A 24,177-nucleotide genomic window follows, 5' to 3' on the forward strand; every position below is an offset into this window, starting at 1 on the left:
GGTATGAAACCGATACCGGAATTACCATGCGTGCTGACCGTTTGATCAACATTCTGACGACGCTACAGGCGTGTGGACGGGCGACTGCTTCGGGCCTGGCTGCGGAAAATAACGTCTCCTTGCGCACTATCTATCGCGATATAGATGCGCTGACGAGCTCCGGAATACCGGTCTATGCAGAGCGTGGTTCGCAAGGTGGTTATCGCTTGCTCAACGGTTATAAAGTTCAACTCAACGGCATGAGTAGCGTGGAGGCGAGCGCGCTGTTTCTGAGTGGGCTGGGGGATACGGCGACGGGGCTGGGGCTGGATGCGGCTATACTCAGTGCCGAGAGAAAATTTGCCGCCGCTTTGCCGCAAGCCATGCGCAACGACATGAGTCAGCTGCGTAAACGCTTTCATCTGGATGCGCCGGGCTGGTTCAACGAAACTGAACAGCCCGTTTTCCTGCAGGCAACCTTTGAAGCTGTTTGGCACAAGCAACGGTTGCGTATACGTTATCGTAGTTGGCGCAGGGAGCAAACCATCGATCTTGCGCCGCTAGGCATTGTTCTCAAAGGGGGTGCCTGGTATCTGGTTGCCCAATCAGACAAGAACCCACGTACTTACAAGATCTCACGGATATTGTCATTGGAGGTGCCTGATGGCAGCTTCTCGGCATTGGCAGATTTCGATCTTGCCAAGTACTGGGAAGAGAACACCGAGCGCCTGGATGCTGATATGCACGCCGAAATCGCTCACGTACGAGTCTCGCCACTGGGCTTGCAGATACTGCCAGAGCTTTGCAGCAGCTATGCGCGGCGCAAGCTGACTTTGGTCGGGGAGCTCGATGCAGATGGCTGGCAGGAAATAACCATGCCAGTTGGCTCAACTCACTTGGCTGTCAGTGAGTTTTTGCGACTTGGCAATGAACTGGAAGTATTGTCACCAGAGAGTCTGCGCAAGGCTATGCGTACGACGGTTCAAGAGCTTGTCACACGGTATGCGAAGTGACTGCTTTTCTGGCAAATAGGCTTACCCCAGAGCCCGTTTGATGAACCCGATCAGGCTTTTTATCCTGTCCGTATAAGGCGGGAAAATCAGCGGTAGAGCTGAGAATCTATTCACCAGGATGGCGCGCTCGTGACTGAAAGCCCGAAACCCGTGATGCCCGTGTGATGCGCCTATGCCAGAGCTGTTCACGCCGCCAAATGGCAGGCCGGTGTGGCTGTATTGGATCACCGTCAAATTGACACCCACACTGCCTGAACTGGTGGCGGCGACGATACGATCGAGCTCAGCGCGCCGCTTGTCGAATACATACAGCGCTAGCGGTTTGGGTCGTGCATTGATCCGGTTGATGACCTCCTCAATATCACTGTAGACCATGATGGGCAGAATCGGCCCAAAGATCTCCTCCTTGTCGATGTCCATTTCCGGGGTGATGGCTTCGATCAGCGTCGGTGCCATGCGATTGCCCTCAGCTTCACCCCCCAGGATCACTTTGGCACCCTTGGTAACCGCATCGCCTAGCAGTCGTGACAGGCGCCTGGCGTGCTGCTCGTTGACGATGCCTGCCAGGTGCGCACTGTTGTGGCCGTCACCGTAGGCGTTGGCAATCTTGTCGCGTAGCGCGCTCAGAAAAGCCTGCTTGACTGAGTGGTGAACAAAAATGTGATCAGGTGCAATGCAAGTCTGGCCTGCGTTGGCGAACTTGCCGAAAGCGATCCATGCCGCTGCACGGTTCAGATCTGCATCCGGTCCGACAATGGTGGGCGATTTCCCGCCGAGTTCCAGTGTGACCGATGTGAGGTGTTTTGCGGCTGCTGCCATGACGATCTTGCCGACGGCAGGACTGCCGGTAAAGAAGATATGATCAAACGGCAGGGCTAACAGAGCCTGGGATGTCTCCACACCGCCTTCGATGGCCGTGACAAGAGTCGGTGAGAAAGTCTGCTCAATCAATCGTGTAAGCAACGCTGATGTGGCCGGTGTCATCTCTGAAGGTTTGATGATGACACTGTTGCCTGCTGCAAGTGCGCTCACCAGAGGCCCGAGAGCCAGACTGAACGGATAGTTCCAGGGGGCGATGATCAGGCAGACCCCGCGGGCTTCAGACCGAATACGTGCCGAGGTGCCAAGAACGGCGACTGTGGGTGCAATTCGTTGCGGGCGCATCCAGCGACGCAGATGGCGTAAGGTATGGCGGATTTCCTGCAGCACCGGCATGAGTTCGGTAAGAATCACCTCGGCCTCGGGCTTGCCAAAATCCTTGGCCAATGCGGTGACAAGAGCCTGTTCGTTCTCTTTGATGGCGGCGGCCAGCCTGACCAGTGCATCACGACGTTCGGCCAGTCCGAAGTCCTGCCGGCGAGCAACGATGCCTGCCCTCTGGTGAGCAAAGGCTGCGGCGATAGGCTCTGGGATGGATGAGGCCGGTTCAGTCATTGAGTCGTATTGCCTGTTCGAGTTGTCTGGTCTGACTGGCAAATAGTACACGTCAAACAATCGCTGAACTTTTTTGGTCCGTTCTAGCTGTGGCTTCTGGTACTCCTTATGGGAGATAAAAAGTTCAAGCTGTGTCACGATACGCCAGCGAGCGCAGAGGTCGGATGACGTTTTCCAACTAAAGCGCATGTACGGACCGTTCAGGTTCGGTTTCTTCGCGAAGGACTAGCGGAAGGCTGATGAAGTGGTGGTAATGGCTCGCCTCATTGAACAGGCGAAGAAGAATAGCCGAATGGAGGCCGCTTCTTGCCATCAGATCCAGCTTCTTGTCAGCACCCTCCAATAGATCTTCGGGGTTTCTATCGTAACGACTCTCTCGATACTCGATGACTACATTTGCCCGCTCAAAGCTTGCAGTGCTCTTTGCATTAGCGATAGCGTTTGGAATTCAATCTCACACTGTCTTGGCAGAAGAGGCGCCGAAGAACGAGCCCCTGGATGAGGCATCGCAGAGCAGACCCCTTTGGGAGGCGGGTCTGGCCGGGCTGGTAATCAAGCAGCTAGCCTATCCAGGCTCTAGTGTACAAACTGACAACCTGTTGTTGTTACCTTACGGAATCTACCGGGGGCCAGTTGTTCGGGCTGAGCGGGAAGGTTTTAGTGTGCGTACGATCAGGAATCCACGCTACGAAATAAACCTGGGTGTGGCCGCAGCCTTCGGGACCGACACTGCCGATATTTCAGTTCGCGAAGGAATGCCTGACTTGGGTTTTCTTGCCGAGGTTGGGCCGATGCTGATAGTCCGGTTAGGTCGCATTGACTCACTACCGTCGACTAGTAAACACAATTGGTCTTTGCAGCTGCCGGTTCGCACAGTCTGGGATTTCACCCATCTGCGTTACCGTGGCATCTCATTTGAACCGCGAGTCGTGTATCGCTCGAACCTGGCTGGCAAGCTCGATTTTCTGGCCACGGCGGGTGTGCTTTTGGGAACGCGCAGACTCAGCGAGCATTTCTACAGTGTTGATGATAAATTTGCCAATGATGATCGAGCGGCCTATGAGGCGTCATCAGGGCTGATTTCTTCGCGTATCAATCTGACACTTGGCTATCGGGTGCGGCCTGATTTGCGCCTGGTGACGTTCTGGAGGGGCGAATCAATCTCGGGAGCACAAAATGAGGATAGCCCATTGGCTGATGCCACAAACGGCTGGACGGCAGGCGTCGGTTTCTCATGGCAGGTGTTCAAATCCCTGGATGCCGGTAGCGAGTAAGTACCGGTAGCGGGCAAGTACAAGGGATGACAAAAAAAACGGCTGATCAAAGTGACCAGCCGAAAAGGGGTAATACTTTAGGGACTAAATTCTTGGGTAAGGGTGAGTTCTAGCGAATCTGCAGCTTGTACTGGAAGAACAGGACGGCGTTGTTCTTCTGATCACCGTAGTCAATGGCAGGTGAGCCACTGATGTTCAGTACAGCGAATTTGCTCATTTTGACTTCAAGAGCCGGGAAGGGCAGCACTTTGGTTTCTGGGTCGCCGTTCTTCTTGAACTGCTTGTGCACCACGTTCAGGCCTACCAGCAGGCGTACTCGATTGTAGAGAACAGCGCGTGTGGCGTAATTGATGCCGCCGTAGTAGGACTGGTAGCCAAAGCTGTCGGACAAGGTGCCTACGTTCCAACCGAGTTTGCGGCTGGGTGAGTACTCCCAACCGACGCCTGGAGTGAAGGCGTTGCGCTCGTCGAAGTTTTCGAAATGTAGAGCCAGTGTGCTCAATACAAAGAAGCCGTTATCGGCTTTGGCGGAGGCGCTGCCTGTCAACGATCCAAAGGCCAGAAGTACGACTGTAACGATTTTGAAAATCTGCGTTTTCATTGTTCTAATCCCGAGTTCTTCGCTGATCTGCGCCAGCTCTAAAGAGATGCTGTTGAGCTGTGTCAACAACATGCCGCGAACTTTACTGGGGAGCTAAGTGATTAGCAACTGAGTGGGGATGAGGTGGAAAAAGTAATTAAAACAATATGTTATGGTTTTATTGTCGGTGTCATGAAAATGACATGATACTGTAATCGCTTGTAAGTCGTTGTAATGAATAAAGTTTGCCTGATACCCGGGCTCATCGGCTCCTATACTCAAAGCGAGAACCTGCACAGGTTTTCAGTGGCAGGCTGGAAGGAGTTGTGGGGCGACTCTCAGAACCTGTTCGAGGAAGTCTTCACCGGGGGCGGCATTGGACGCTTGATGGAGGTGTGAACTTCATTGCGCTTGATTGCGTAAGCGACAATACTGTTCCGATTCATTTTGTTTTTGCCCAATCTGTGTGAGCGCGTTCTATCTATGAATGATCCTGTTTCAAATTCGCAGCCTGTGGTCAGTGGTCGCGATCTGGGCAAGTGCTTTGGTGAACGCTGGCTCGTCCGGCACAGCGCCATTGACATCATGCCGGGTGAATCAGTGGCATTGCTGGGAGAGTCGGGTGCGGGCAAGTCCACCTTGCTGAACCTGATTGCCGGGCTTGAGCCCTTTGATGAGGGGGAGCTGCAAGTGGCCGGCTACAAGCTGGCATCGGGAGAGGTTGATCCGGATGCAAGTGCTGAATTGCGTCGCACACAAATCGGCTTTGTCTTTCAGGCGTTTCATCTGCTGCCGCACCTGTCTGTCGAGCAAAACGTGGCATTGCCATTATTGCTGATGGGTACAAAACCGGAGGCCGCCTTGCCAGAAGCCTTGTCGTTTCTGGATCGCCTGGGTCTTGCGAACCTGGCGGCAAAACGACCCTCCACCTTATCCGGTGGTGAGCAACAGCGAGTCGCGCTTGCCCGCTCTTTGGTGCATCGTCCGGCACTGCTGCTGGCCGATGAGCCCACGGGGAACCTGGACCCTGAATCTGCCGAACGGGCATTGAGCCTGATGAAATCAGTGGTCGATGAATCGCGCTGTGCACTCATTCTTGTGACCCACTCGGATCATGCAGCGAGCATCTGCGATCGTCGATTGCGACTGGCTGATGGTCGACTGTCGATTGATAAGGCGGGAAGTTCATAGCTGATGAATGTTCCGCTGATTCGATGGCTGGCAATTTCGTGCTGGCGCCAACAGCCTGGCCCATTATTGGCCGCCGTCTTCGCCATTGCCATGGGCGTCTCGCTGGGGCTGGGTATCAACCTGGTCAATGCCTCTGCATTGAGTGAGTTCGATGACGCTATCAGCCTCATCAATGGTGATGCCCAGTATCAGCTGACAGGGGCACTGGATTCGATCGACGACGAGATTCTATCGGTGGTTGAGCAGGATCCGGATGTGGTGGCTGCCAGTCCCATCATTTCAATGAACCTGCCGTTGTCGCAGGCGCAGGGCGCTGAGAACTTGCCTGAGAGCATACCGTTAATCGCTCTGGATATTTTCAGGGCGGCCAAGGTTGCCCCCTCCTTGTTGCCTCGGGCTGATGAGTCACTCGAAGGTGGGGCAGGCAGTGCTGTGTTCAGTGACGAGGCAATATTTCTGTCAGCCGCGGCGCAGCGTGAATTTCAACGCAAGGTCGGGGAGAGTTTGCCAGTACTGGTAAACGGTCAGGTTGTTCAGCTCATTGTCAGTGGCGATGTTCCGGGTGTGGATGATCAGACATCGATTGCCATCATGGATATCGGTGCAGCGCAGTGGCGTCTAGGCTGGCTGGGGAAATTGTCGCGCATTGATCTGCGTCTGGCAGAGGGGGTGGATCCGCAGGCCTGGCTTGCGCGAGTGCAGGAGGACCCACTGCTTGCTACTGCCAATGTGCGTCTGGATCGTCCCGATAGCGGCAAGCAGCGTATGTCGAATCTGTCTCGCGCCTATCGGGTGAACCTGAACGTGCTGGCATTGGTGGCACTGCTGACAGGCGGGTTCATTGTGTTTGCGACGCTGGATCTGGCGGTGACGCGACTGATACCCACTCTGTCACTGGTCTCGGTGATGGGGGCAACGTCAGCCTTTCGTTTGCGCCTGGTGCTGATCTTGTCTGTGGTGCTGGGTGTGCTGGGAGCCCTTCTGGGCATCGGCTTGGGTATTGCGTTGGCCTGGGCGTTATTGGGGCTTGTTGGCGGTGATCTGGGTGGTGGCTTCTTTGCTGCCTCCAGGCCCTCGCTGTCACTACCTGTGAGCTCATTGACTCTGTTTTTCATGTTGGGTGTCATTGCCGCTGTGGCCGGAGGATTATCACCAGCGCTCAAGCTACGCCATCTATCGCCAGCGCAGGCACTCAAAGGCGGGCAATCATTGATACTGAGCGCTCGACTTTCACCGCTGTGGATCAGTTTGAGCCTGTTCGTTGTGGGGACGGGACTGTTGTTTCTGCCTGCGATCAATGGCCTGCCTATTGCAGCCTATCTGGCGATTGCCTGCTGGTTGTTTGCCGGTGTGCTGGTTGTCTCGCCATTGCTGGGTGTGGTGGCGAAGGCTTTGTCACAGTGGCGTCTGACGCAAAGGCGGCCCATGTTGATGATGGCTGTCATGCGTTTGAATAGTGCTCATCAGCGTGCGTTTCCGGCATTGGCAGGTGTGGTGGCAAGCTTTGCTCTGGTGTGCGCCATGGCAATGATGGTGTTCAGCTTTCGTGTCTCGGTAGATGAATGGCTGGAGGGTGTGCTGCCTGCCTCCTTGTATGTGCGTGTACCGACCACCGGGGCAAATGCGGCGTTCAGTGCCACGGACCGTGATTCCTTGTCGGCCATTGAGGGGATTTCAAAAATACAGTTCGCCCGCAATCTGGATCTGGTTATTGACCCGGAGAGACCCTCGGTGGAGCTGGTTGCCCGAACGATCAATACGAGTAATCCGGATGCTGATTTACCGATTACCGGCACCGTATTAGCACTTGCTGATAAAGACCCGGAATGCACTCTGATCTACGTTAGTGAGCCGGCCTCAGTTTTGTATCAGTGGGGTGTAGGTGATCATGTATCGTTGCCATTGTCATCAAATTCTGTGGGTGAGACTTGTTTTCAGGTAGGGGGCATCTGGCGTGACTACGCCAGCCAGAGTGGCGCTATCGCCATCAGTCGTGAAGACTATGTGCAATTGAGCGGTGATGAGAGCGTCAGTGGCGCATCAATCTGGTTGGATGACGGGGTGAACGCCTCGCAGGTGGTGAGTGCGATCAGAACACAGCTGGGCACCTTGTCCGAGCTACAGATTCGTAGTGCCGAGGATATCCGGGCCTTGTCGTTACACATTTTTGATCGTAGCTTCGCGGTGACCTACGTGCTGGAGGCCGTCGCTCTGTTAGTGAGCTTGTTTGGCGTGGCGACTACCTACTCGGGCGAAGCTCTGTCACGCACTCGAGAGTTCGGCATGCTGCGGCATCTGGGTGTTACGCGCAGACAGATATCGGCACTGTTCGTCTATGAGTCACTTTTCTGTATCTCATTGGGTGTACTTTGGGGTGCTTTGCTGGGCGCGGCTATTTCTCAGGTATTGATCCAGCGTGTGAACCCGCAATCATTCAACTGGACCATGCAGACGCATTGGCCGCTTGATCAGTTGTCAGGTGCGGCCATGATATTGGTGGTGCTGGGTGCGTTTACCGCCACGATCGCTGCCCGAAAAGCGGCAGGGCGCGGTCCCATTGAAGCGGTTCGCACAGACTGGTAATCACGGTGAAGCTGATGACAAATCGAATGAATTCGCGCCGGGTGTTTTTGAGAACATCCTCAAAGATACTGGGACTTGCCGCCGTGCCGGGAATGAGCCGCTGGGGAGATGCTGCCAGCGAACCTGTGGCCTATCCGAGCGTGTACCCGGGGGCGGAATTGTTGTTCCCGCAAGATCACGGTGCGCATCCGGACTATCGGACCGAGTGGTGGTATCTGACCGCCTCGCTGGACAGCCCGCAAGGGCCGATGGGTTTGCAGATCACCTTCTTTCGCTCACGCACACCATTTGGCCGAGAGAACCCGAGTCGCTTTGCTCCGGAGCAACTGGTATTGGCCCATGCAGCCCTGGCACTGCCTGAGAAGGGATCACTCTTGCATGACCAGCAGGCTTGGCGTCAGGATGATGCGGTTGCACAGTTCAGTGTCGATGATACGGATGTTGCCATTGGTCTGCCCAGCCGACGCTGGAGTATTGTGCGCACAGCGTCGGATCACTACCAGATCAGCGTCCGGGCTGAACAGTTTCAGTTTGATATTACGGCAGTACCACCATCGACTATTGAGACTCCGGTGCTGCAAGGCCGGCAAGGGTTTTCGCAAAAGGGACCCGACGAGCTGCAGGCCAGTTATTACTACAGCCGACCGCAGTTGCAGATAGAAGGTGAATATAAGACCGACGCTGCGCCCGTACCTGTCACTGGAACGGCCTGGCTTGATCATGAATGGTCCAGTGAGCTATTGGATAGCCAGGCCTCTGGCTGGGACTGGGTCGGTCTGAATTTTGATGATGGCTCTGCACTGATGGCCTTTCAGATGCGGGCCAAATCCGGCGAGCCACTGTACACGACAGCCCGGCATGTGACGGTTGAGGCGGGTGTGCGAAAGGAGACTGATCACAAGGCGACGTTCACAGCGCTGCGGTATTGGGAGTCGTCACGTACGGATGGTAGATATCCGGTGTCACTGAGGTTGCAGGCAGGCGGTCTGGATTTGACCATCGTGGCCTTGTTTGACGATCAGGAGCTGGATTCGAGAGGCAGTACGGGTGTCATTTACTGGGAAGGAATAGTGCAAGTATGGCAAAGTGAGGATGTCGATTCGGATGGCGTCAGTACAGGCGAGCCCGTAGCCAGTGGGTATCTTGAATTGACAGGTTATGCGGGGGAGGTGGTGATTTAGTCTTAATCCCTGTTGCAACTGAAGGGGCAATGGTTTTCCCCAAGCTTTGTGAGCCGACATTAGAGAGCAAGTGAGAGTCTATGATAAAATCTTTGTAAACCGGAGTGAATGAATTATGTTAAAGCAACGGATTTGCGCTGCACGGAAAGTAATCTGAGCATGTGTAAAGAGCCGCGACTCTTTGAGGTAAACAGCAATGAAGCAACTCGCCTGTTTCCGGCTTATCCTGCTTAGGGATCGTGAAACAATTAACTATCATTTTCAGTCGTCCCTGCATCCTGCCCTGCTGCGTTGTTCGGCGGTTGAATAGCCAGCTATTCGCCCTTCTCACGCCTTGCCGGACAGGCGCAGGACCAACTGAAAATTGATACTTAATTATTTCACGATCCCTTATGCCGATTCTACTGCTCTTGCCCGCATTGTTCATACCAGGAACGATGAATATCTTCCTGTTCCAACTTGCTGCATTGGCCATGATGGAGGCAGTGATCCCTTATGGGATATTCGTTATTGCAGCGCTGATATGGTCAAGAAATCGTCAGAATACTGAAATCGGAAAAGCTATCTGGCTTACCCCGCCTGTATTTTCATTACTCTACTTCGTGTTTTCGTTAATAAGACCAAATGAGTTGATGAGCAGTGCCGGTTCAGAGATCCTGTCGATTGTGTTCCTGTCATTGATCGCAATAGCTTATGGATATTTTTGCGTATTATTCTGCTTGGCAGTATCGTTGGTAATCAAAACTCCTGCTCTGATACGTAAATGGCCTGGTCATAAGTAATGGAAAATAGTGGCAATTCGATCTGTAGAAAAATCATGCGCTCAATAACAACCTTATGTTCAACACTATTGCTTGTGAGCATTCTGTTGACTTCCATTGGTGCTCATGCAAGAACGGTATCCGTCAAGTACGTCGGGCTCGTTGATTTGCAGGCGTATCAGTGTGAAAAAATAACGCAAAGCAGTTTCATTCGAGAGCTTTGCTTTGACAGTGGTCAGAATGATGTTTTTGTTCAATTGAATAACATCTGGTACCGCTACTGCGATATGAATGACACTATGGTCAATACATGGTTATCAGCTCATTCGATGGGTCGATATTATAATCGCCATGTGAAGGGGAAAAAGACTTGCTGACAACGTACAACCCCTTAACCAGTGGCTGGCTTTTTTGAGAAAGAGCTGGCATTGGCCAGCTCTTTTTAATACTTGGCTTTTCAAACTACTGAGGAGGTCCGCCACCGCCGCCACCGGCTTCATCACCGTTATCGTCATAGCCTTTTGCACCCATAAAGCAACCAATGATCTGGTTTGCCCCTGGGACGCTGGCATGGTAGTGATAGCCCTCATGAGGGTTTGCATGACCACCACAGTCGTCGAACACGCCCAGTGTCAGGCTGCTGACAATCAACTCCAGTGGGGCTGGTGGTCCAAGCAGGACACCGTTAAGAGCGATGCCGATATTGTCATTGCCGAAGTTGGCATCTGCTCCGCCTTCGAAAACGGGGGTAACGGGTATCAGCATGGTGCGTTCCACGCCACCGTCGATGAACTCAAGGTTGCATTCGAGGCAAAAGTTGTCTGTGCCGGTGTTGTTCTCCGGGTCGCCTGCTACTTCACAGCCATAGGCTCCGTCGATAACGGTGACAGCCCTGGTTTCATCGTCGTACATTTTCCAGCTATCGTCATTGAAGAAGGTTGACAGACCGACGATGAAATCGCCATCCACGTCATAGATCTCATTGTCTTTAATCCAAGTGCCGCCTTCCTCTGCTGTTGAATCGATTGTTGGCGGACAATAGGGACCAACTGCTGAACCATCGGCGGGATTACCGGCGATGGTTATGCGGTAACAAGTGGTCTGCGTGCCATTGCTTAGAGTGCAATCCTCAGTGGTAATATCTTCTGCCAAGGCACCATCGACAAACAGGCTGGGATCAACGCTAACGACAGATTCTGTAGTGTCGGGGGTGTCTGTTGCGTCGGTGGTATCAGTAACGTCAGTGGTGTCTGTAGGGTCAGTGCTGCCGCTATCTGAATTATCGTCTGAACATCCAGACAACGCTGTACAGACGAGGATCGCTGCCAGCGATAATTTTATAGGCATGGGTAAGGCCATGATATTGAGAACTGAAAATCGAGGGTAACAGTCAACATTGCAAATAATGTGTAGGTGAATAGCTTGTACTGTTGAGCCAGACTCTGGCTTAGATAGTAGAGGCCTGCTTTGCCGTTTCGCGTAGTAGTTGCAAGGTGTCCTCCATTTTCATGGGGTCTGCCTCATCCGGTGCTGTGCCGACGAGAGGCAAAAACGGGCAGGTAAGCACCGCAACAGTTACTCCGTAGGCTGATTGTACGGGTACCGAGATATCTGTGACACCGACAAGCTGCCGGCTGGCACCGAGGCGATAACCAGTTTTCCTGATGATCGCAAGCTCTTTGGCGATATCGGGCGGAATGTCACTGCCTGTTTCGGGTGCAGCACGCAGCATATATGCAGCTTGTTCCTCATCCTGAAAAGCAAGCAAGGTCTGACCAGAGCTGGTGTCCAGCAATCCGAGTAAGGCACCGATTCTGAGTCGGAACTCCCAGGCCGCGCGGCTCGACGAGCGAGCAACAATGAGCCCCTGACCCATATCGGCAACGACCAGATGGACCGCCTGCATGGATTGGCTCGTAAATTCATCCATTAGTGGTTGCACGTGTCCCACCAGTCGACGCATGGGAGGGTACAAGGCGCCCAGGTGGAACAACTTCATGGTCAGCGCATAACGGTCGCCTTCGATTGACCGACTGAGGTAGTTGCGCGCAACGAGTCGTTCGATCATCCGGTAAATTTCGCTGTGACTCTTGCCGAGTGCACTGACGATCTCAGCACGTGTCATGCCTCTGGGCTGGAGTGCTAAAAGTTCAATAATATCAAGGCCTTTGTCTAGGGCTGGTGCACGATAGCGCTTGTCTTCTGAGTCTGTTGTCACGTTTTTTCCATAAGAAATGCACACGAAATATTGATTGATGAAAGGTTCAGAGTCAATGGTTTTTAACTTTTGTTTGACTATATATGGACAATCTGTTTGTATATGAACACACAAATGCACAAAGCATGTTCAGTCAATGACGGGAAAAACAAACTTTTTAACTGCTGCCGGACAAGGTTCCGTCCGCGCCAGGGTGGTTGCTGACATGACGCCCTTCAACAAGGAGATTGTTGAATGAAAGAGCTGGTACGCATGGAGGGAATCGAGAAACGTTTTCCAGGCGTTCATGCACTCAAGAATGCAAGGTTCGATCTGCAATCTGGAGAAGTGCATGCGCTGATGGGAGAGAACGGGGCTGGTAAATCAACCATGATGAAGATCCTCTCAGGCGTCTATACGCGTGATGGTGGGACGATTGAGGTTGATGGGAGACCTGTGGGGTTTGACGGGCCAGGAGCGGCGCAGGATGCTGGTGTGGGCATCATCCATCAGGAGCTGAGTCTGATGAACGATCTGACTGCCGCGCAGAACATTTTTATCGGCCGCGAACCACGACGTCGCTTTGGGCGGCTGGATGAAGCTGCGTTGAATAGCCAGGCTGCCGACATATTTTCACAAATGAATCTGGATCTGGACCCGCGTACGCCGGTTCATCAGATGACCATCGCCAAGCAGCAAATGGTCGAGATCGCCAAGGCTTTGAGTTATCGCAGTCACATTCTGGTTATGGATGAGCCAACCGCTGCATTGAACGATGCCGAGATTGCTGACCTTTTCACGATCATTCGCACACTGCGTAGTGAAGGCGCCGGCATCATCTACATCAGCCACAAGATGGACGAGTTAAAGCAGATCGCTGATCGGGTGACGATCATGCGCGATGGTGAAACAGTCGGTACCGTGCCAGCTGCGGACACGCCGATTAACGAAATCATCCAGATGATGGTCGGTCGTTCATTGAGTGACAGCGCGCTTGAGCTGGCGGATTTTGAGCATGACAACGTCGCTCTGGAAGTGAACGGCTTGACGCGCGGTCACGAAATCAGGGATGTTTCCTTCAAAGTGCACAAAGGGGAGATTCTGGGATTTGCAGGTTTGATGGGAGCTGGTCGAACTGAGGTTGCCCGCGCCATTTTTGGTGCTGATCCGCGTGATAGCGGTACGCTCATGATTCACGGCAAACAGGTTGATATCAAAAGCCCGAGAGATGCCGTGGCGGCGGGTATTGGTTACCTTTCGGAGGATCGCAAACATTTTGGCCTGGCCACGGGGATGGATGTACGTGCCAATATAGTCATGACCAATCTCAAGCAATTCTCATCGTCTCTGGGCGTTCTTGACGAAGCTGCGATGCAGGCCACCGCACAGGATTATATCGAGCGTCTGGGGATTCGTACCCCCTCTGATCGGCAGGAAGTACGCCTGCTATCAGGTGGTAATCAGCAGAAGGTAGTCATCGCCAAGTGGTTGTTGAGAGATTGTGAAGTTCTGATTTTTGATGAGCCCACTCGAGGAATCGATGTGGGGGCAAAGGCTGAGATCTACAAACTGTTGATTGAACTGGCCGCGCAAGGTCGCGCGATCATCGTCATATCCTCCGAGCTTCCCGAAGTATTGCGGATAAGCCATCGAGTGGCTGTCATGTGTGAAGGCCGCTTGACCGGAATACTCGATCGCCAGGATGCCACCCAGGAAAGCATCATGAAACTTGCGACACTAACCATGCGCGAACCATCCACAAACAAGAGAGCCGCGCAATGACATCGGTAAATACAGAAGCTCGACCGGGGCTTTTCAGCAAGTTGGTAGCAAGTGGGGCACACCAGAAATTACTGGCTTTTGCCAGTCTGGTTATCCTGCTGGTGGGGTTTACTCTCGCCTCGCCAAACTTCATGCAGGTCTCGAACATCATCGCGATATTGCAGGCAACCTCTGTCAACGGCGTACTTGCCGTGGCTGCGACACTCGTGATTATCACGGGGGGGATTGACCTGTCTGTCGGTACGCTCATGACTTTTACTGCTGTCATGGCCGGAGTGGTGCTTACCAACCTGGGTTTGCCACTGCCGCTGGGTGTTATTGCCGCGATTGGGGCCGGTGCATTCTGCGGATTCTGTTCCGGTAGCTTTGTGGCCAAGATGAAGATTCCACCGTTTATTGCAACGCTGGGAATGATGCTGATACTCAAAGGCCTCAGCCTTGTCATCTCGGGAACACGCCCGATCTATTTTAACGACACTCCCGGTTTTGATCTGATCTCAAACGGCTCTCTGATCGGCATGCTCATTCCATCACTGCCAATTCCGAACGGTGTATTGATACTGTTCCTGGTTGCAGGGGCCACCGCCTATATTCTCAGTCGCACTGTACTGGGTCGTTACTGCTTTGCGTTGGGTAGCAACGAGGAATCTGTCCGACTCTCTGGTGTCAATACAGACTGGTGGAAGATTGCGATATACAGCCTGGCAGGTGCCATTGTCGGAATTGGTGGTCTGTTGATCGCATCGCGTCTCAACTCTGCTCAGCCAGCACTTGGGTTGGGGTACGAGCTTGAAGCGATTGCGGCTGTTGTCATTGGCGGGACTTCGCTCTCAGGTGGTCGCGGCACCATCCTGGGTACGCTGATTGGAGCGCTGATCATGGCGGTTCTCATCAATGGCTTGCGCATTCTGTCTGTTGCTCAGGAATGGCAGACGGTGGTGACAGGTGCAATCATTATTCTGGCTGTCTACGCCGACATGGTACGGCGTAAGAAATCGGCCTGATAGTTAATCCGAATCACTCAAGAGAAGCCCATATCAAGGGCTCGATAATCAGACAGAAGCGGTTGGTGTTTCTGTTCACACTAAAAAAACATAGAGGAATTAAAACCATGAAGAGACGTAATTTGTTGGGCGCACTTGTTGCCACCGCGCTATTGTCCGGTACAACACTGGCCCAGGCTCAGGATAAGCTCTACATTCCGATGATCTCCAAGGGCTTTCAGCACCAGTTCTGGCAAGCGGTGAAAGCAGGAGCTGATCAGGCTGCAGAAGAGTTTGGTGTTGAAGTGACCTTTGAAGGTCCGGATAGCGAAGCTCAGGTCGATCGTCAGATTGACATGTTGGCAGCTGCTTTGGCCAAATCACCTGATGCCATAGGATTTGCAGCACTCGATAGTCAGGCGGCAATTCCACTGCTGAGAAAGGCAAACGAGGCCGGTATCCCGATTGTGGCATTTGACAGTGGTGTTGCCAGTGATATTCCCGTATCCACGGCGACCACGGACAACAGTGCAGCTGCGGCACTGGCAGCTGACAAGATGGCTGAATTCATTGGCGGAGCAGGGCAAGTCGCTGTTATTGCGCACGACCAGACCAGCAGCACCGGTGTTGATCGTCGCGATGGTTTCGTTAACCGGATCGCTGATACTTACCCTGATATCGAAGTGGTCACCATTCAATACGGTGCTGGCGATCAGTTGCAATCGACTGAAATTGCCAAGTCCATCCTGACTGCCAATCCTGAGCTCAAGGGTATCTTCGGTACCAATGAAGGCTCTGCTATTGGTGTGGTCAATGGCGTACGTGAAAGCGGTGCGAAGGATATCGTGATCATCGGTTTTGACAGTGGAGCTGCTCAGAAAGAGGCCATTCGTTCCGGCTTGATGGTAGGTGCCATCACTCAGAACCCTGTTGGCATTGGCTATGAAACGGTCAAGGCAGCTGTCCTGACGATCAAGGGTGAGTCTGTCCCCGAGGTTATCGATACTGGCTTTTACTACTACGATGCCAACAATATCGACGACCCTGAGATAGCGGCTGTCCTTTACGATTGATTTTATCAGACAGGGTCCGGCTGTACGACTGGCCGGGCCCGCCCTAACTTCCTGGATACGGTTCGATGACTAAAATTACCACCCTGCGTACTGTCGATGTACGCTTTCCTACGTCGCAGTCGCTGGATGGCTCAGATGCGATGAATCCTGATCCAGACTACTCTGCGGCGTATGTCATTCTGGAGACCGATGGCGGACATGAGGGGCACGGTCTGACCTTCACTATCGGCCGCGGAAATGAAATTTGCACAGCAGCAATCGATGCGCTGCGTCCGCTGGTGGTTGGTCTTGACATGGACTGGGTCGAGGCTGATATGGGGCGATTCTGGCGGCACATCACATCGGATAGTCAATTACGCTGGATCGGACCCGATAAGGGTGCCATCCACCTGGCAACCGGTGCCGTAGTCAATGCCGTCTGGGATCTATGGGCCAAGCAGGAGGGCAAGCCGGTCTGGCAATTGGTAGCCGAGATGAGTCCTGAAGAGTTGGTGCGCTGCATTGATTTTCGATACCTGACTGACTGTATAACACCGGAATGGGCGATCGATTTTCTGACCAGACAGGCCGAAGGCAAGTCTGAGCGTATTGCTACGCTCAAGAACGAAGGCTATCCGTGCTACACAACATCTGCCGGATGGCTCGGCTATGACGATGAGAAGTTACGTCGACTCTGCCGTGATGCTATTGATGCCGGATTCAAGCACATCAAGATGAAAGTGGGCCATGACCTACAGGACGATATACGTCGTCTGACCATTGCTCGTGACGAGTGTGGTCCGGATGCCATCCTGATGATCGACGCCAATCAGGTGTGGGAAGTGGATCAGGCAATCGAATGGATTCAGGCACTATCCTTTGCAAAGCCGTGGTTTATCGAGGAGCCGACCAGTCCGGATGATATTGAAGGTCACCGCAAAATCCGCGAAGCTGTGGCTCCGGTTCAGGTTGCCACTGGTGAAATGTGTCAGAACCGGATCATATTCAAGCAGTTGATCATGCGTGGTGCTATTGATGTCGTACAGATCGATAGTTGTCGGATGGGTGGGCTTAACGAGGTATTGGCAGTCATGCTGATGGCAGCCAAATACGATCTCAAGGTCTGTCCGCATGCAGGCGGTGTGGGTCTGTGCGAGTATGTTCAGCACATGTCCATGATCGATTATCTGTGTATCGCAGGAACCCGAGAGGGTCGCGTCATCGAGTTTGTTGACCATCTGCACGAGCACTTTGTTGACCCGTGTGTAATTCGTGATGCGGCTTATATGCCACCGGAGCTGCCCGGGTTTTCTATCGAAATGAAACCTGATTCGATTGCTCAGTATACGTTCAAGGGCTGATGTTACATGGGCATGATGGCTGGACTATTTCGATAAGTTGTCTATGGCAATGACAATGTCTTGTATGCCAATGGGTTTTTTCAGGAAGCTATCGATACCAAACTCTGCGGCATTGTCTGCGTTGATCTGTTCGCTATGACCGGTGCATAGAATTACTTTCAAGTCGCCCAGGTGATTTTTCGCCTGGGTGGCTAACTCTGTACCCAGCATTCCGGGCATTGTCTGGTCGGTAATCAGAAGATCGAATTGTTGCTCTGGTTCGAGCAGAAGATCCAGTGCCTCTCGGCTGTCGTTCAGGGCTATGACTTGCAAGCCTTGTAATTCGAGTGTCTCTTTCAGAAATTCAGTCAGTGCCGGCTCATCATCCACCACCAGAACCCTGCCAGCTTTGAGAGAAGGCGTTTCTACCGGGGTGTGCATCGGTATGGATTTGAGTGCTTCATCGTCCAGAGGGCGGAATAACAGGCAAAATCGAGTGCCTTCTCCTGGCCGGCTGTCCAGCAGAATATGACCGCCGTTGTGCTCCATGATGCTGTGCACCAGCGACAGTCCCAGACCCGTACCTTTTCCCACCGCTTTAGTGGTATAGAACGGTTCAAAGATGCGTGAGAGTTGCTCTGGGAAAATGCCGGGGCCGTCGTCTGCAATACACAGCTCTACCCAATAACCTTCAATCAAGGTATGGCAGAGCTGACATTCCTGTTCGGTATGTCGCGTGTGTTGAAGAGTCACTTCAATTCGACCTTTCCCATCCATGGCATCACGGGCATTCACCAGCACGTTAGTCAGCATCTGCTGCAACTCACCGATATCAAGCTGTACGTCGGGCAGTTCAGGGTCCGGTCGGTAGTCGATTTCGATGCTGCTGGGCAGGCTACTTTGGCTCAGAGCTATGGCTTTGCGAACTCCGATTTCCAGGTTAATGCGTTTGGGTTGTTTCTCGTTGGGGCGGCTGAAGCTGAGTAGCTGTCGGACCAGTTCTTTTGCCCTGACCCCGGCTACGTCGATATGATCGAGCCAGATGTTAATGGAGGAATCGGTTGAGGGGTCCAGCTTGGCTTGCAATAAATCCTTATACCCCAAAATGATGGCCAACATATTGTTGAACTCGTGGGCTACGCCACCTGTGAGCTGGCCCAGAGCCTCCATTTTGCGCGATTGGTGCAATTCGCGCTCCATGCGTCGGCGCTCCTGTTCAGCATGTCGTGCGTGGGTAATTTCCCTGGCAACACCCAGCACCCCCAGCAGTTTTTGCTGGCCATTGAATATAGGTGTTTTGGTGGTTTCAAAAAGTCCCTGGTATCCGTTGGAGGCAAAGGTTAGTGTCTCCTCGTTAATGCGGGGTTTGCCCGCCTTGATGGCCAGGTGGTCGTTTTTTCGGAAGAACTCCGCCCACTCCTGATTGACAAATTCAATATCGGTCCTGCCCAGAATCTCGGATTCAGTGTGGCCATAGAGTGATTCAAACCGAGAGTTACAGGCCAGATAGGCGCCCTCAGGATCCTTGAGCCAGACCAGGTTCAGCTGTGAATTTATCAAGGTTCGCAGTAGCAGCCGCTCGTTGACCAGCGCTTCCTCCGCCGTTTTGCGAGCCGTGATATCCAGCAACTGGGAGATCATCACCTGACGGCCTTGAAGCTCGAGAAGAGCGGCGCTGAGCAGGCCGTAAACAATATCTCCTTGTTTGGTTCGCAACGGGAATTCGATATTATTCACCTGGCCCTGTTGCTGCAATTGCTCGATGATATGACCCCACAACTTCAGATCGCCGAACAGGTTCATGGCGGCCACATTTTTTCCAACAACCTCATGGGTGTCGTAACCTGTGACATGAAAGAAGGCTTCATTGACTTCCAGAAACGTTCCGTTCTGTACATCCGAAATAGCCATCGGCATTGGGCTGAGATGAAAGGCTTTGGAGAATTTTTCCTCCGAAGAGGTGATGTCAGACAGATCCCGGCAAACCATGAACAGGGCGGGAATGCCGTTCCATTGCCCAGCAACGACACGGGTTTCCATTGGAACCTGCTGCCCGAATCGGGTCTGCATCGGAATGGCGTGACAGTCAGTCTTGCCCTTGGCCATGTCCGCAACAATCTGGGCAGCCTCGGTATGGTTCTCGTCTGGATGTAGCTGCAACACAGGTTTTCCGTACAACTCCTCCATGGAAAAGCCCAGCCGCTGGGTTGCTTGCGTGTTGCACTGAACAATATCGCCCTGCTGGGAGAGAACGAAGAGCAGGTCCTGGGTTTGATCAAAAAAGGCGTGAAAGTTGGCCTCGTTGTTGGCCAGTTTTTGTTCGGCTATCAAACGTTCGCGATAGTTGGCTAGCGTTCTTGCAAACAGTTCCAGGACCTCCAGATCCTCTGGGGCATATTGACGTTTTGATCGCACCGAGTCGAAGCCAAGAAAGCCGATACAGCCCTCATTGCCCAGGATTGGCAGGCAAACCATGCTCTTTATGTCCTGCTGTTCCATAACCTCGCGCATCATGCCTGGCGGCAATAAATTGAAATCGTCAACGACCACGTTTTCAGAACGCTTGTGTTTGCAGACCCAGTCTGAAAGCTCTTGAATGGGAAGGACTTGCAAGTTATGGATCTGCGGGCTGATGCCCGATGCGCACCATTCATGGGTGTTGCAGGCGGTGTCAGTGTCGAAGTCATAGTGAAAGATGTAGGCCCGGTCGACCTGTACCAGTTCACCCATCTCCATCAGGGCATGGTTGACCACAGGATCGATATCATCCGCCGGCAAGTTGATCAAGGCGGCGGCGAACCGGCTTAACAGATCAGTCTGCCGCTTGAGAGTGTGAAGCTGCTTGTCTGCCTCCATGCGCTTAGAGGCGTGTTGTAACACCCAGTCCTTGTTTGCCTGCGTATCGTTTGTCAGGAAAGGGGTTATATATTGCAGTAATTCACTTTCGCCTATCAGGCCCAGTGGCATTCCCAGCTCATTGGTAATGACTAGCTCGGAGGCTGCATGCTGAAGCAAGTGGCTGCATGCGTCTGTGATAAACGTGTTCTGCTTGAGCGAACAATGAGCCGAATTCATCAGCTCACGCACAGGTGTGTTTGGAGGAGTCTGTTGATGAAAAGCCCTGAGCCGGTCTCTGGAGCCCAGTATGCCTAACAGGTTTTGGCCTTGCATGACCAGGGCCGTATCCAAGCCGTCGTTGTCCATCTGGCGGGCTGCCTCACTCAATAGGGTGTCTGGCGCGACCTGTAGGAATTTTCGAAGCGGTAGCTCTTTAAGAGAGACGGTGAGTTGGGTCATTGCTCGGACTTGTTTGTGGAATCCATAGACTCAGGAATATCGCATCAATACCCCAATTTAACATGTATACGCGCCCTGTCTCTATCCAGAGAGCTACACAGCTGGTAAGCAGCAGGAGAGGGAAGTCCAGGTTGTGTCCAGCTGCTTTAAAACTGATCAGCGGACTCTTTGACGGCCTGAGTCAGAAATTCCACAACGACCTGAACACGGCGACTGTTCTTCAGGCTCTCATGCCAGACCATCCAGTAGCTTCTGGAAAGTGTCGATTCATCTGGCAGGACGGGAATGAGGGAGCGTTGCCCACCTGCCATGAAGTCATGCAAGACGCCGATTCCGGCGCCCCCGCGTACGGCTTCGAACTGACCGATGACACCTGAGATTTCAATAGCCGATCGCCAGTTGCTGAAGATCTGTTTGTTGTATTCGAGCTCGGAGGAGAAAATCAAGTCCTCGACATAACCAACGAGGCGGTGGTCGCTCAGATCGCTGAGTTGCTGTGGCGTGCCCCACTGTTTGAGATAGTTTCGCGAGGCATACAATCTCAACGAGTAGTCTGTAAGTTTCCTGACACGCAATCGTCCTTTCTTTGGTCGCCCTATGGTAATGGCAATATCAGCTTCACGTTGAGACAGGGAAAAGACGCGTGGCATGGGGACCAGCTGTATCTGAAGTTGAGGGTGTTGTTCTGCGAGCCGATGCAGTTGTGGGGCGAGGAAGCTGATACCGAAACCATCGGGAGCCCCAATGCGCACTGTGCCAGAAAGTGTCTGCACATCATCCTTTAAATCGGCCGTAGTCTGAATCATCTCGTTCTCGATCCGTTCAGCATGTGCCAGCAGCACCTGGCCGGGCGGCAAAAGCATGCAGCCGGTGGTCGAGCGATCAAACAGCTTCTTGCCCAGATCCTGTTCCAGGTTACTGATCCGTCGGTTGAGAGTGGCTTGCGAGACATCGAGTTTTCTCGAAGCTCTCAGTATTTGCCCTTCGCGTGCAACTGCCAGAAAGTATTTCAGATCGTCCCAGTTCATTATCAGTTTATGGAGAATGGTGAATAATTTTCAAGTATATATCTGGATGACAAATATGGATAGTCATGCTTAATATCTATCGCACTAGACGTAGGTCTATTTGCCTATAATTCGTCTAGTTTGCTTTCACATCGGGCTGATCATATGAAGTGGGGTGCTAGTATTTTATTAACTCGTTAATGGAGTAGTACCATGCCAACGCTCATTTCCTCCAAGCAGTTTCAGGCAGTACTCGGAACAAAACCCAAGCTCAGTCTGTCCGCGGCATTAATAAAAAAGGCCGACAAGATTGATTACTCTTCCAAAGCCAAGGTGCGTGCCTCACTGGTGAAACAGCGTTTCAGCGCACAGTCGATGTCTGGTGTGATTACGCATGCATTCGATGAGTCGAGCAAGAAAGGTGAAACGCTCACTCAGGCGTTTATTGATACCTGGGACGATGATGCAAAGATTTTTCAGAATGCCAGCTTGCTCATGAATGTGGCGAGAGTGAGTGCCGCACCGCGTCGTCGTTCGGTTATGAAGTCCATGATCGCGAAGCGTCGATCCGAGTTTGTTGTGCATAACATTGGTGGCATGTCTCCCACTGATGCACGTGCTGTCATGCTCGACTTTTTCAAGGCTGGCGGTAAAGCAAGTGATGTTGCCAGCTGGATCGCTGAGGCATCGAAATTTCTGGATGAAAACGACACAGCCGTAGCAGGCCAGGATGGAATATTTGGCAAAATCGGAAAAGGCTTGAAGAAGGTTGGGAACTGGGTAAAAGGTGCGATCAAGACCGTTGGCGATGCGCTGGATGCCGCAGTGACAAAACTGGGTGATGCGATCAAGGAAGTAGCAAACTGGTCTTCCAGCAAGATACGCGATTTCGTCAATGGACTCATTCGAGCCGGTGTCTCCTTATCTCGTATTCTGGCTGAAGCCGCCAAGTTGGCACAGGCTTCATTAAATAAATACATACGCGCCCTTCTGGAGGTCGGTCGTCGAATAAAATCAATTGTTAGTTGGGCGGCCGGGCAAGCGAGCGCAGTGCTTCGTCGTACTTTAGCGGCGTTGGTAGCCGCTGGCAAAAGTGTACTGAATATTGTCGGGGACATTGCCGATCTGGCAGTCGCATCGCTGGCAAAAGCGCTAAATGCACTCATCGCTATCGGGCGACGGCTTGGTGAAATAATCAAAGCCGTTGCTGGCCTGGCTGACGCTAGTGTAAGGCGCCTGCTAGAGGCGCTCATGCAACTGGGCAAGTCGGTGGGGGCTATCCTGGCAGAAGCAGTCAAGGCTGCGACATCCGTTATTCGAAAGGTTGTTGGAGCACTTGTGGCACTGGGGAGGCGTCTCTCAGAAATTGTGGCCATCGTAGCTGGTATGGCACATGCCGCTGCGCTAAAGGTTGTGAATGAATTGTTGCGATTGGGCAAGCAGGTTGCAGATATTCTGGCGGCAGCCGTGCGGCTCTCTGCAGCAGCGGTTCGTCGGCTGACGCGAGCGATCGTTGCCGCCGGCCAGGCAATCAGTGCTGTGCTTGAATTTATCGGCAAAAAGGCGGCGAATATGATCCAGGCAGCAATGCGCGGCCTCATTGACGCTGGAAAAAAGGTATTGGCGATAGCCCGGCGTATTGCGGCATTCAAGACCGCCAAAATCAGGAAATTGATTGACGCCTTGTATAAGGTGACCAAAAAAATGGGTCAGATCATAAAGGGATTCGTTGTGCGAACGGTGTCGGCGGCAAGAACTTTGTTGGAAGCCTTATGGGCGGCCGGTGCGAATTTCACCAAATCAGTCATCGCCATCTTGAAAAACGTGGCAACGGGGAAGTACCGAAACTTTTTCGAGGCAATCAAGGCTCTGGGAAAAAGCCTGAAGAAGATAGCTGTCGAAGCGCTAAAGCTGGGTGGTGCGATTCTGGTTGCGGCATTCAGTGCAATATTGGAAGTCTTTGGTGGACATCGCAAGCTGACCAAGGCCGAGAGGCGAGAAGCGACCAAGGTGTTTGGTGTTTCGATCGATTTAAAACGTGTTCGTATCGCAGTGGCATCAATTCCGGCTGATATTATTCTGACATTCAATGGGGGGCGACCATTCACCACCATGTATATCATCAACTTCAAGAGTGGTGCGACCATTTCAACGAAGGTGCTCATTCACGAGTTGACACATGTCTGGCAGGCTCAGATGCGCGGGCCGATTTATGCGGTTGATGCATTGCATGCGCAGTTTACGCTCGGTAAGAATGCGTATCGGGTAACTGATCAGGAACTGATGTTGAAAAACGGTCAATTCTCCGCGTTTAATCCCGAGCAGCAAGCAACGATCGTCGATCGTTACTGGTCAGGTAAATTTGGTCCGGGAGTTGATACCAATCCAGTCAAACTGTTAGAGCCCTATGCGCGTCAGGTCTTCAAGCGTGGTCAACGCCTTAACCGGATAAGTCCGTTGATTCCCGTGGAACTTGCACGGGTCGATCCGGATTTGCTGGTAGTGGGTCCCATCGGAGGCTAA

General features: G+C 52.7%; 19 protein-coding genes. 13 read left to right on the forward strand and 6 right to left on the reverse strand.

Going from position 1 to position 24,177, the window contains the following annotated elements; all coding sequences use genetic code 11:
• Positions 1 to 26: 26 nt before the first annotated feature.
• On the forward strand, positions 27 to 992 hold the full coding sequence (locus IMCC3135_RS15750; RefSeq protein ID WP_088918497.1) for a helix-turn-helix transcriptional regulator: 966 nt from the start codon (positions 27 to 29) through the stop codon (positions 990 to 992).
• A 21-nt stretch (positions 993 to 1,013) separates the two neighbouring features.
• Here the strand turns inward: IMCC3135_RS15750 and IMCC3135_RS15755 are convergent, their stop codons facing one another.
• A complete protein-coding gene (locus IMCC3135_RS15755) occupies positions 1,014 to 2,426 on the reverse strand; it encodes an aldehyde dehydrogenase family protein (RefSeq protein WP_088918498.1) in 1,413 nt (470 codons plus the stop codon).
• A 386-nt stretch (positions 2,427 to 2,812) separates the two neighbouring features.
• On the opposite strand from IMCC3135_RS15755, the gene IMCC3135_RS15760 reads away from it, so the two are divergent.
• Positions 2,813 to 3,700, forward strand: a complete 888-nt coding sequence (locus IMCC3135_RS15760) for a MipA/OmpV family protein (RefSeq protein WP_088918499.1) — start codon at positions 2,813 to 2,815, stop codon at positions 3,698 to 3,700.
• A 109-nt stretch (positions 3,701 to 3,809) separates the two neighbouring features.
• On the opposite strand, the gene IMCC3135_RS15765 is transcribed toward IMCC3135_RS15760, so the two are convergent.
• The gene (locus tag IMCC3135_RS15765; RefSeq protein ID WP_157736018.1) at positions 3,810 to 4,301 is read right to left on the reverse strand and encodes a hypothetical protein; all 492 of its coding nucleotides are present in this window, start codon (positions 4,299 to 4,301) and stop codon (positions 3,810 to 3,812) included.
• A gap of 213 nt (positions 4,302 to 4,514) precedes the next feature.
• Here IMCC3135_RS15765 and IMCC3135_RS34095 point away from each other — a divergent pair, with 213 nt between their 5' ends.
• The 6 genes from IMCC3135_RS34095 (at position 4,515) to IMCC3135_RS35500 (ending at position 10,373) form a co-directional block, all read left to right on the forward strand.
• Entirely contained in the window at positions 4,515 to 4,679 is a 165-nt protein-coding gene (locus tag IMCC3135_RS34095; protein WP_157736019.1) for a hypothetical protein, read from the forward strand.
• A gap of 84 nt (positions 4,680 to 4,763) precedes the next feature.
• The gene (locus IMCC3135_RS15770; protein WP_088918501.1) at positions 4,764 to 5,471 is read left to right on the forward strand and encodes an ABC transporter ATP-binding protein; all 708 of its coding nucleotides are present in this window, start codon (positions 4,764 to 4,766) and stop codon (positions 5,469 to 5,471) included.
• Positions 5,472 to 5,474: 3 nt separating this feature from the next.
• Complete coding sequence (locus tag IMCC3135_RS15775) at positions 5,475 to 8,054, forward strand: FtsX-like permease family protein (RefSeq protein WP_088918502.1); 2,580 nt, start codon at positions 5,475 to 5,477, stop codon at positions 8,052 to 8,054.
• Positions 8,055 to 8,068: 14 nt separating this feature from the next.
• Positions 8,069 to 9,235, forward strand: a complete 1,167-nt coding sequence (locus IMCC3135_RS15780) for a lipocalin-like domain-containing protein (protein ID WP_157736020.1) — start codon at positions 8,069 to 8,071, stop codon at positions 9,233 to 9,235.
• Positions 9,236 to 9,627: 392 nt separating this feature from the next.
• The gene (locus tag IMCC3135_RS15785; RefSeq protein ID WP_088918504.1) at positions 9,628 to 10,017 is read left to right on the forward strand and encodes a hypothetical protein; all 390 of its coding nucleotides are present in this window, start codon (positions 9,628 to 9,630) and stop codon (positions 10,015 to 10,017) included.
• Between the two features lie 35 nt (positions 10,018 to 10,052).
• Positions 10,053 to 10,373 carry a KTSC domain-containing protein gene (locus IMCC3135_RS35500; protein WP_418251442.1) on the forward strand — a complete coding sequence of 107 codons (321 nt, stop codon included), beginning with the start codon at positions 10,053 to 10,055 and terminating at the stop codon, positions 10,371 to 10,373.
• 85 nt (positions 10,374 to 10,458) lie between these two features.
• Here IMCC3135_RS35500 and IMCC3135_RS15795 read toward each other — a convergent pair whose 3' ends face one another.
• Complete coding sequence (locus tag IMCC3135_RS15795) at positions 10,459 to 11,343, reverse strand: hypothetical protein (protein ID WP_157736022.1); 885 nt, start codon at positions 11,341 to 11,343, stop codon at positions 10,459 to 10,461.
• 100 nt (positions 11,344 to 11,443) lie between these two features.
• Positions 11,444 to 12,214, reverse strand: a complete 771-nt coding sequence (locus IMCC3135_RS15800; RefSeq protein ID WP_205738068.1) for an IclR family transcriptional regulator — start codon at positions 12,212 to 12,214, stop codon at positions 11,444 to 11,446.
• A 234-nt stretch (positions 12,215 to 12,448) separates the two neighbouring features.
• Here IMCC3135_RS15800 and IMCC3135_RS15805 point away from each other — a divergent pair, with 234 nt between their 5' ends.
• From IMCC3135_RS15805 to IMCC3135_RS15820, 4 genes are all read left to right on the forward strand, one after another.
• Complete coding sequence (locus IMCC3135_RS15805) at positions 12,449 to 13,975, forward strand: sugar ABC transporter ATP-binding protein (RefSeq protein WP_088918507.1); 1,527 nt, start codon at positions 12,449 to 12,451, stop codon at positions 13,973 to 13,975.
• A complete protein-coding gene (locus tag IMCC3135_RS15810) occupies positions 13,972 to 14,979 on the forward strand; it encodes an ABC transporter permease (RefSeq protein WP_088918508.1) in 1,008 nt (335 codons plus the stop codon). The genes IMCC3135_RS15805 and IMCC3135_RS15810 overlap by 4 nt, the downstream gene beginning before the upstream one ends.
• Before the next feature lie 107 nt (positions 14,980 to 15,086).
• Positions 15,087 to 16,031 (forward strand): ABC transporter substrate-binding protein, encoded by a 945-nt coding sequence (locus IMCC3135_RS15815; protein WP_088918509.1) that lies wholly within the window; start codon positions 15,087 to 15,089, stop codon positions 16,029 to 16,031.
• A 65-nt stretch (positions 16,032 to 16,096) separates the two neighbouring features.
• A complete protein-coding gene (locus IMCC3135_RS15820; protein ID WP_088918510.1) occupies positions 16,097 to 17,371 on the forward strand; it encodes an L-fuconate dehydratase in 1,275 nt (424 codons plus the stop codon).
• Between the two features lie 24 nt (positions 17,372 to 17,395).
• On the opposite strand, the gene IMCC3135_RS15825 is transcribed toward IMCC3135_RS15820, so the two are convergent.
• Together IMCC3135_RS15825 and IMCC3135_RS15830 are read right to left on the reverse strand one after the other, a co-directional pair.
• Positions 17,396 to 20,647: a PAS domain S-box protein gene (locus tag IMCC3135_RS15825; protein ID WP_088918511.1), complete on the reverse strand. Its 3,252-nt coding sequence runs from the start codon at positions 20,645 to 20,647 to the stop codon at positions 17,396 to 17,398.
• Between the two features lie 146 nt (positions 20,648 to 20,793).
• Entirely contained in the window at positions 20,794 to 21,675 is an 882-nt protein-coding gene (locus tag IMCC3135_RS15830) for a LysR family transcriptional regulator (protein WP_088918512.1), read from the reverse strand.
• A 192-nt stretch (positions 21,676 to 21,867) separates the two neighbouring features.
• Here IMCC3135_RS15830 and IMCC3135_RS15835 point away from each other — a divergent pair, with 192 nt between their 5' ends.
• On the forward strand, positions 21,868 to 24,177 hold the full coding sequence (locus tag IMCC3135_RS15835) for a phage tail family protein (RefSeq protein ID WP_088918513.1): 2,310 nt from the start codon (positions 21,868 to 21,870) through the stop codon (positions 24,175 to 24,177).

This window comes from Granulosicoccus antarcticus IMCC3135 (genome assembly GCF_002215215.1).
GTDB lineage: Bacteria > Pseudomonadota > Gammaproteobacteria > Granulosicoccales > Granulosicoccaceae > Granulosicoccus > Granulosicoccus antarcticus.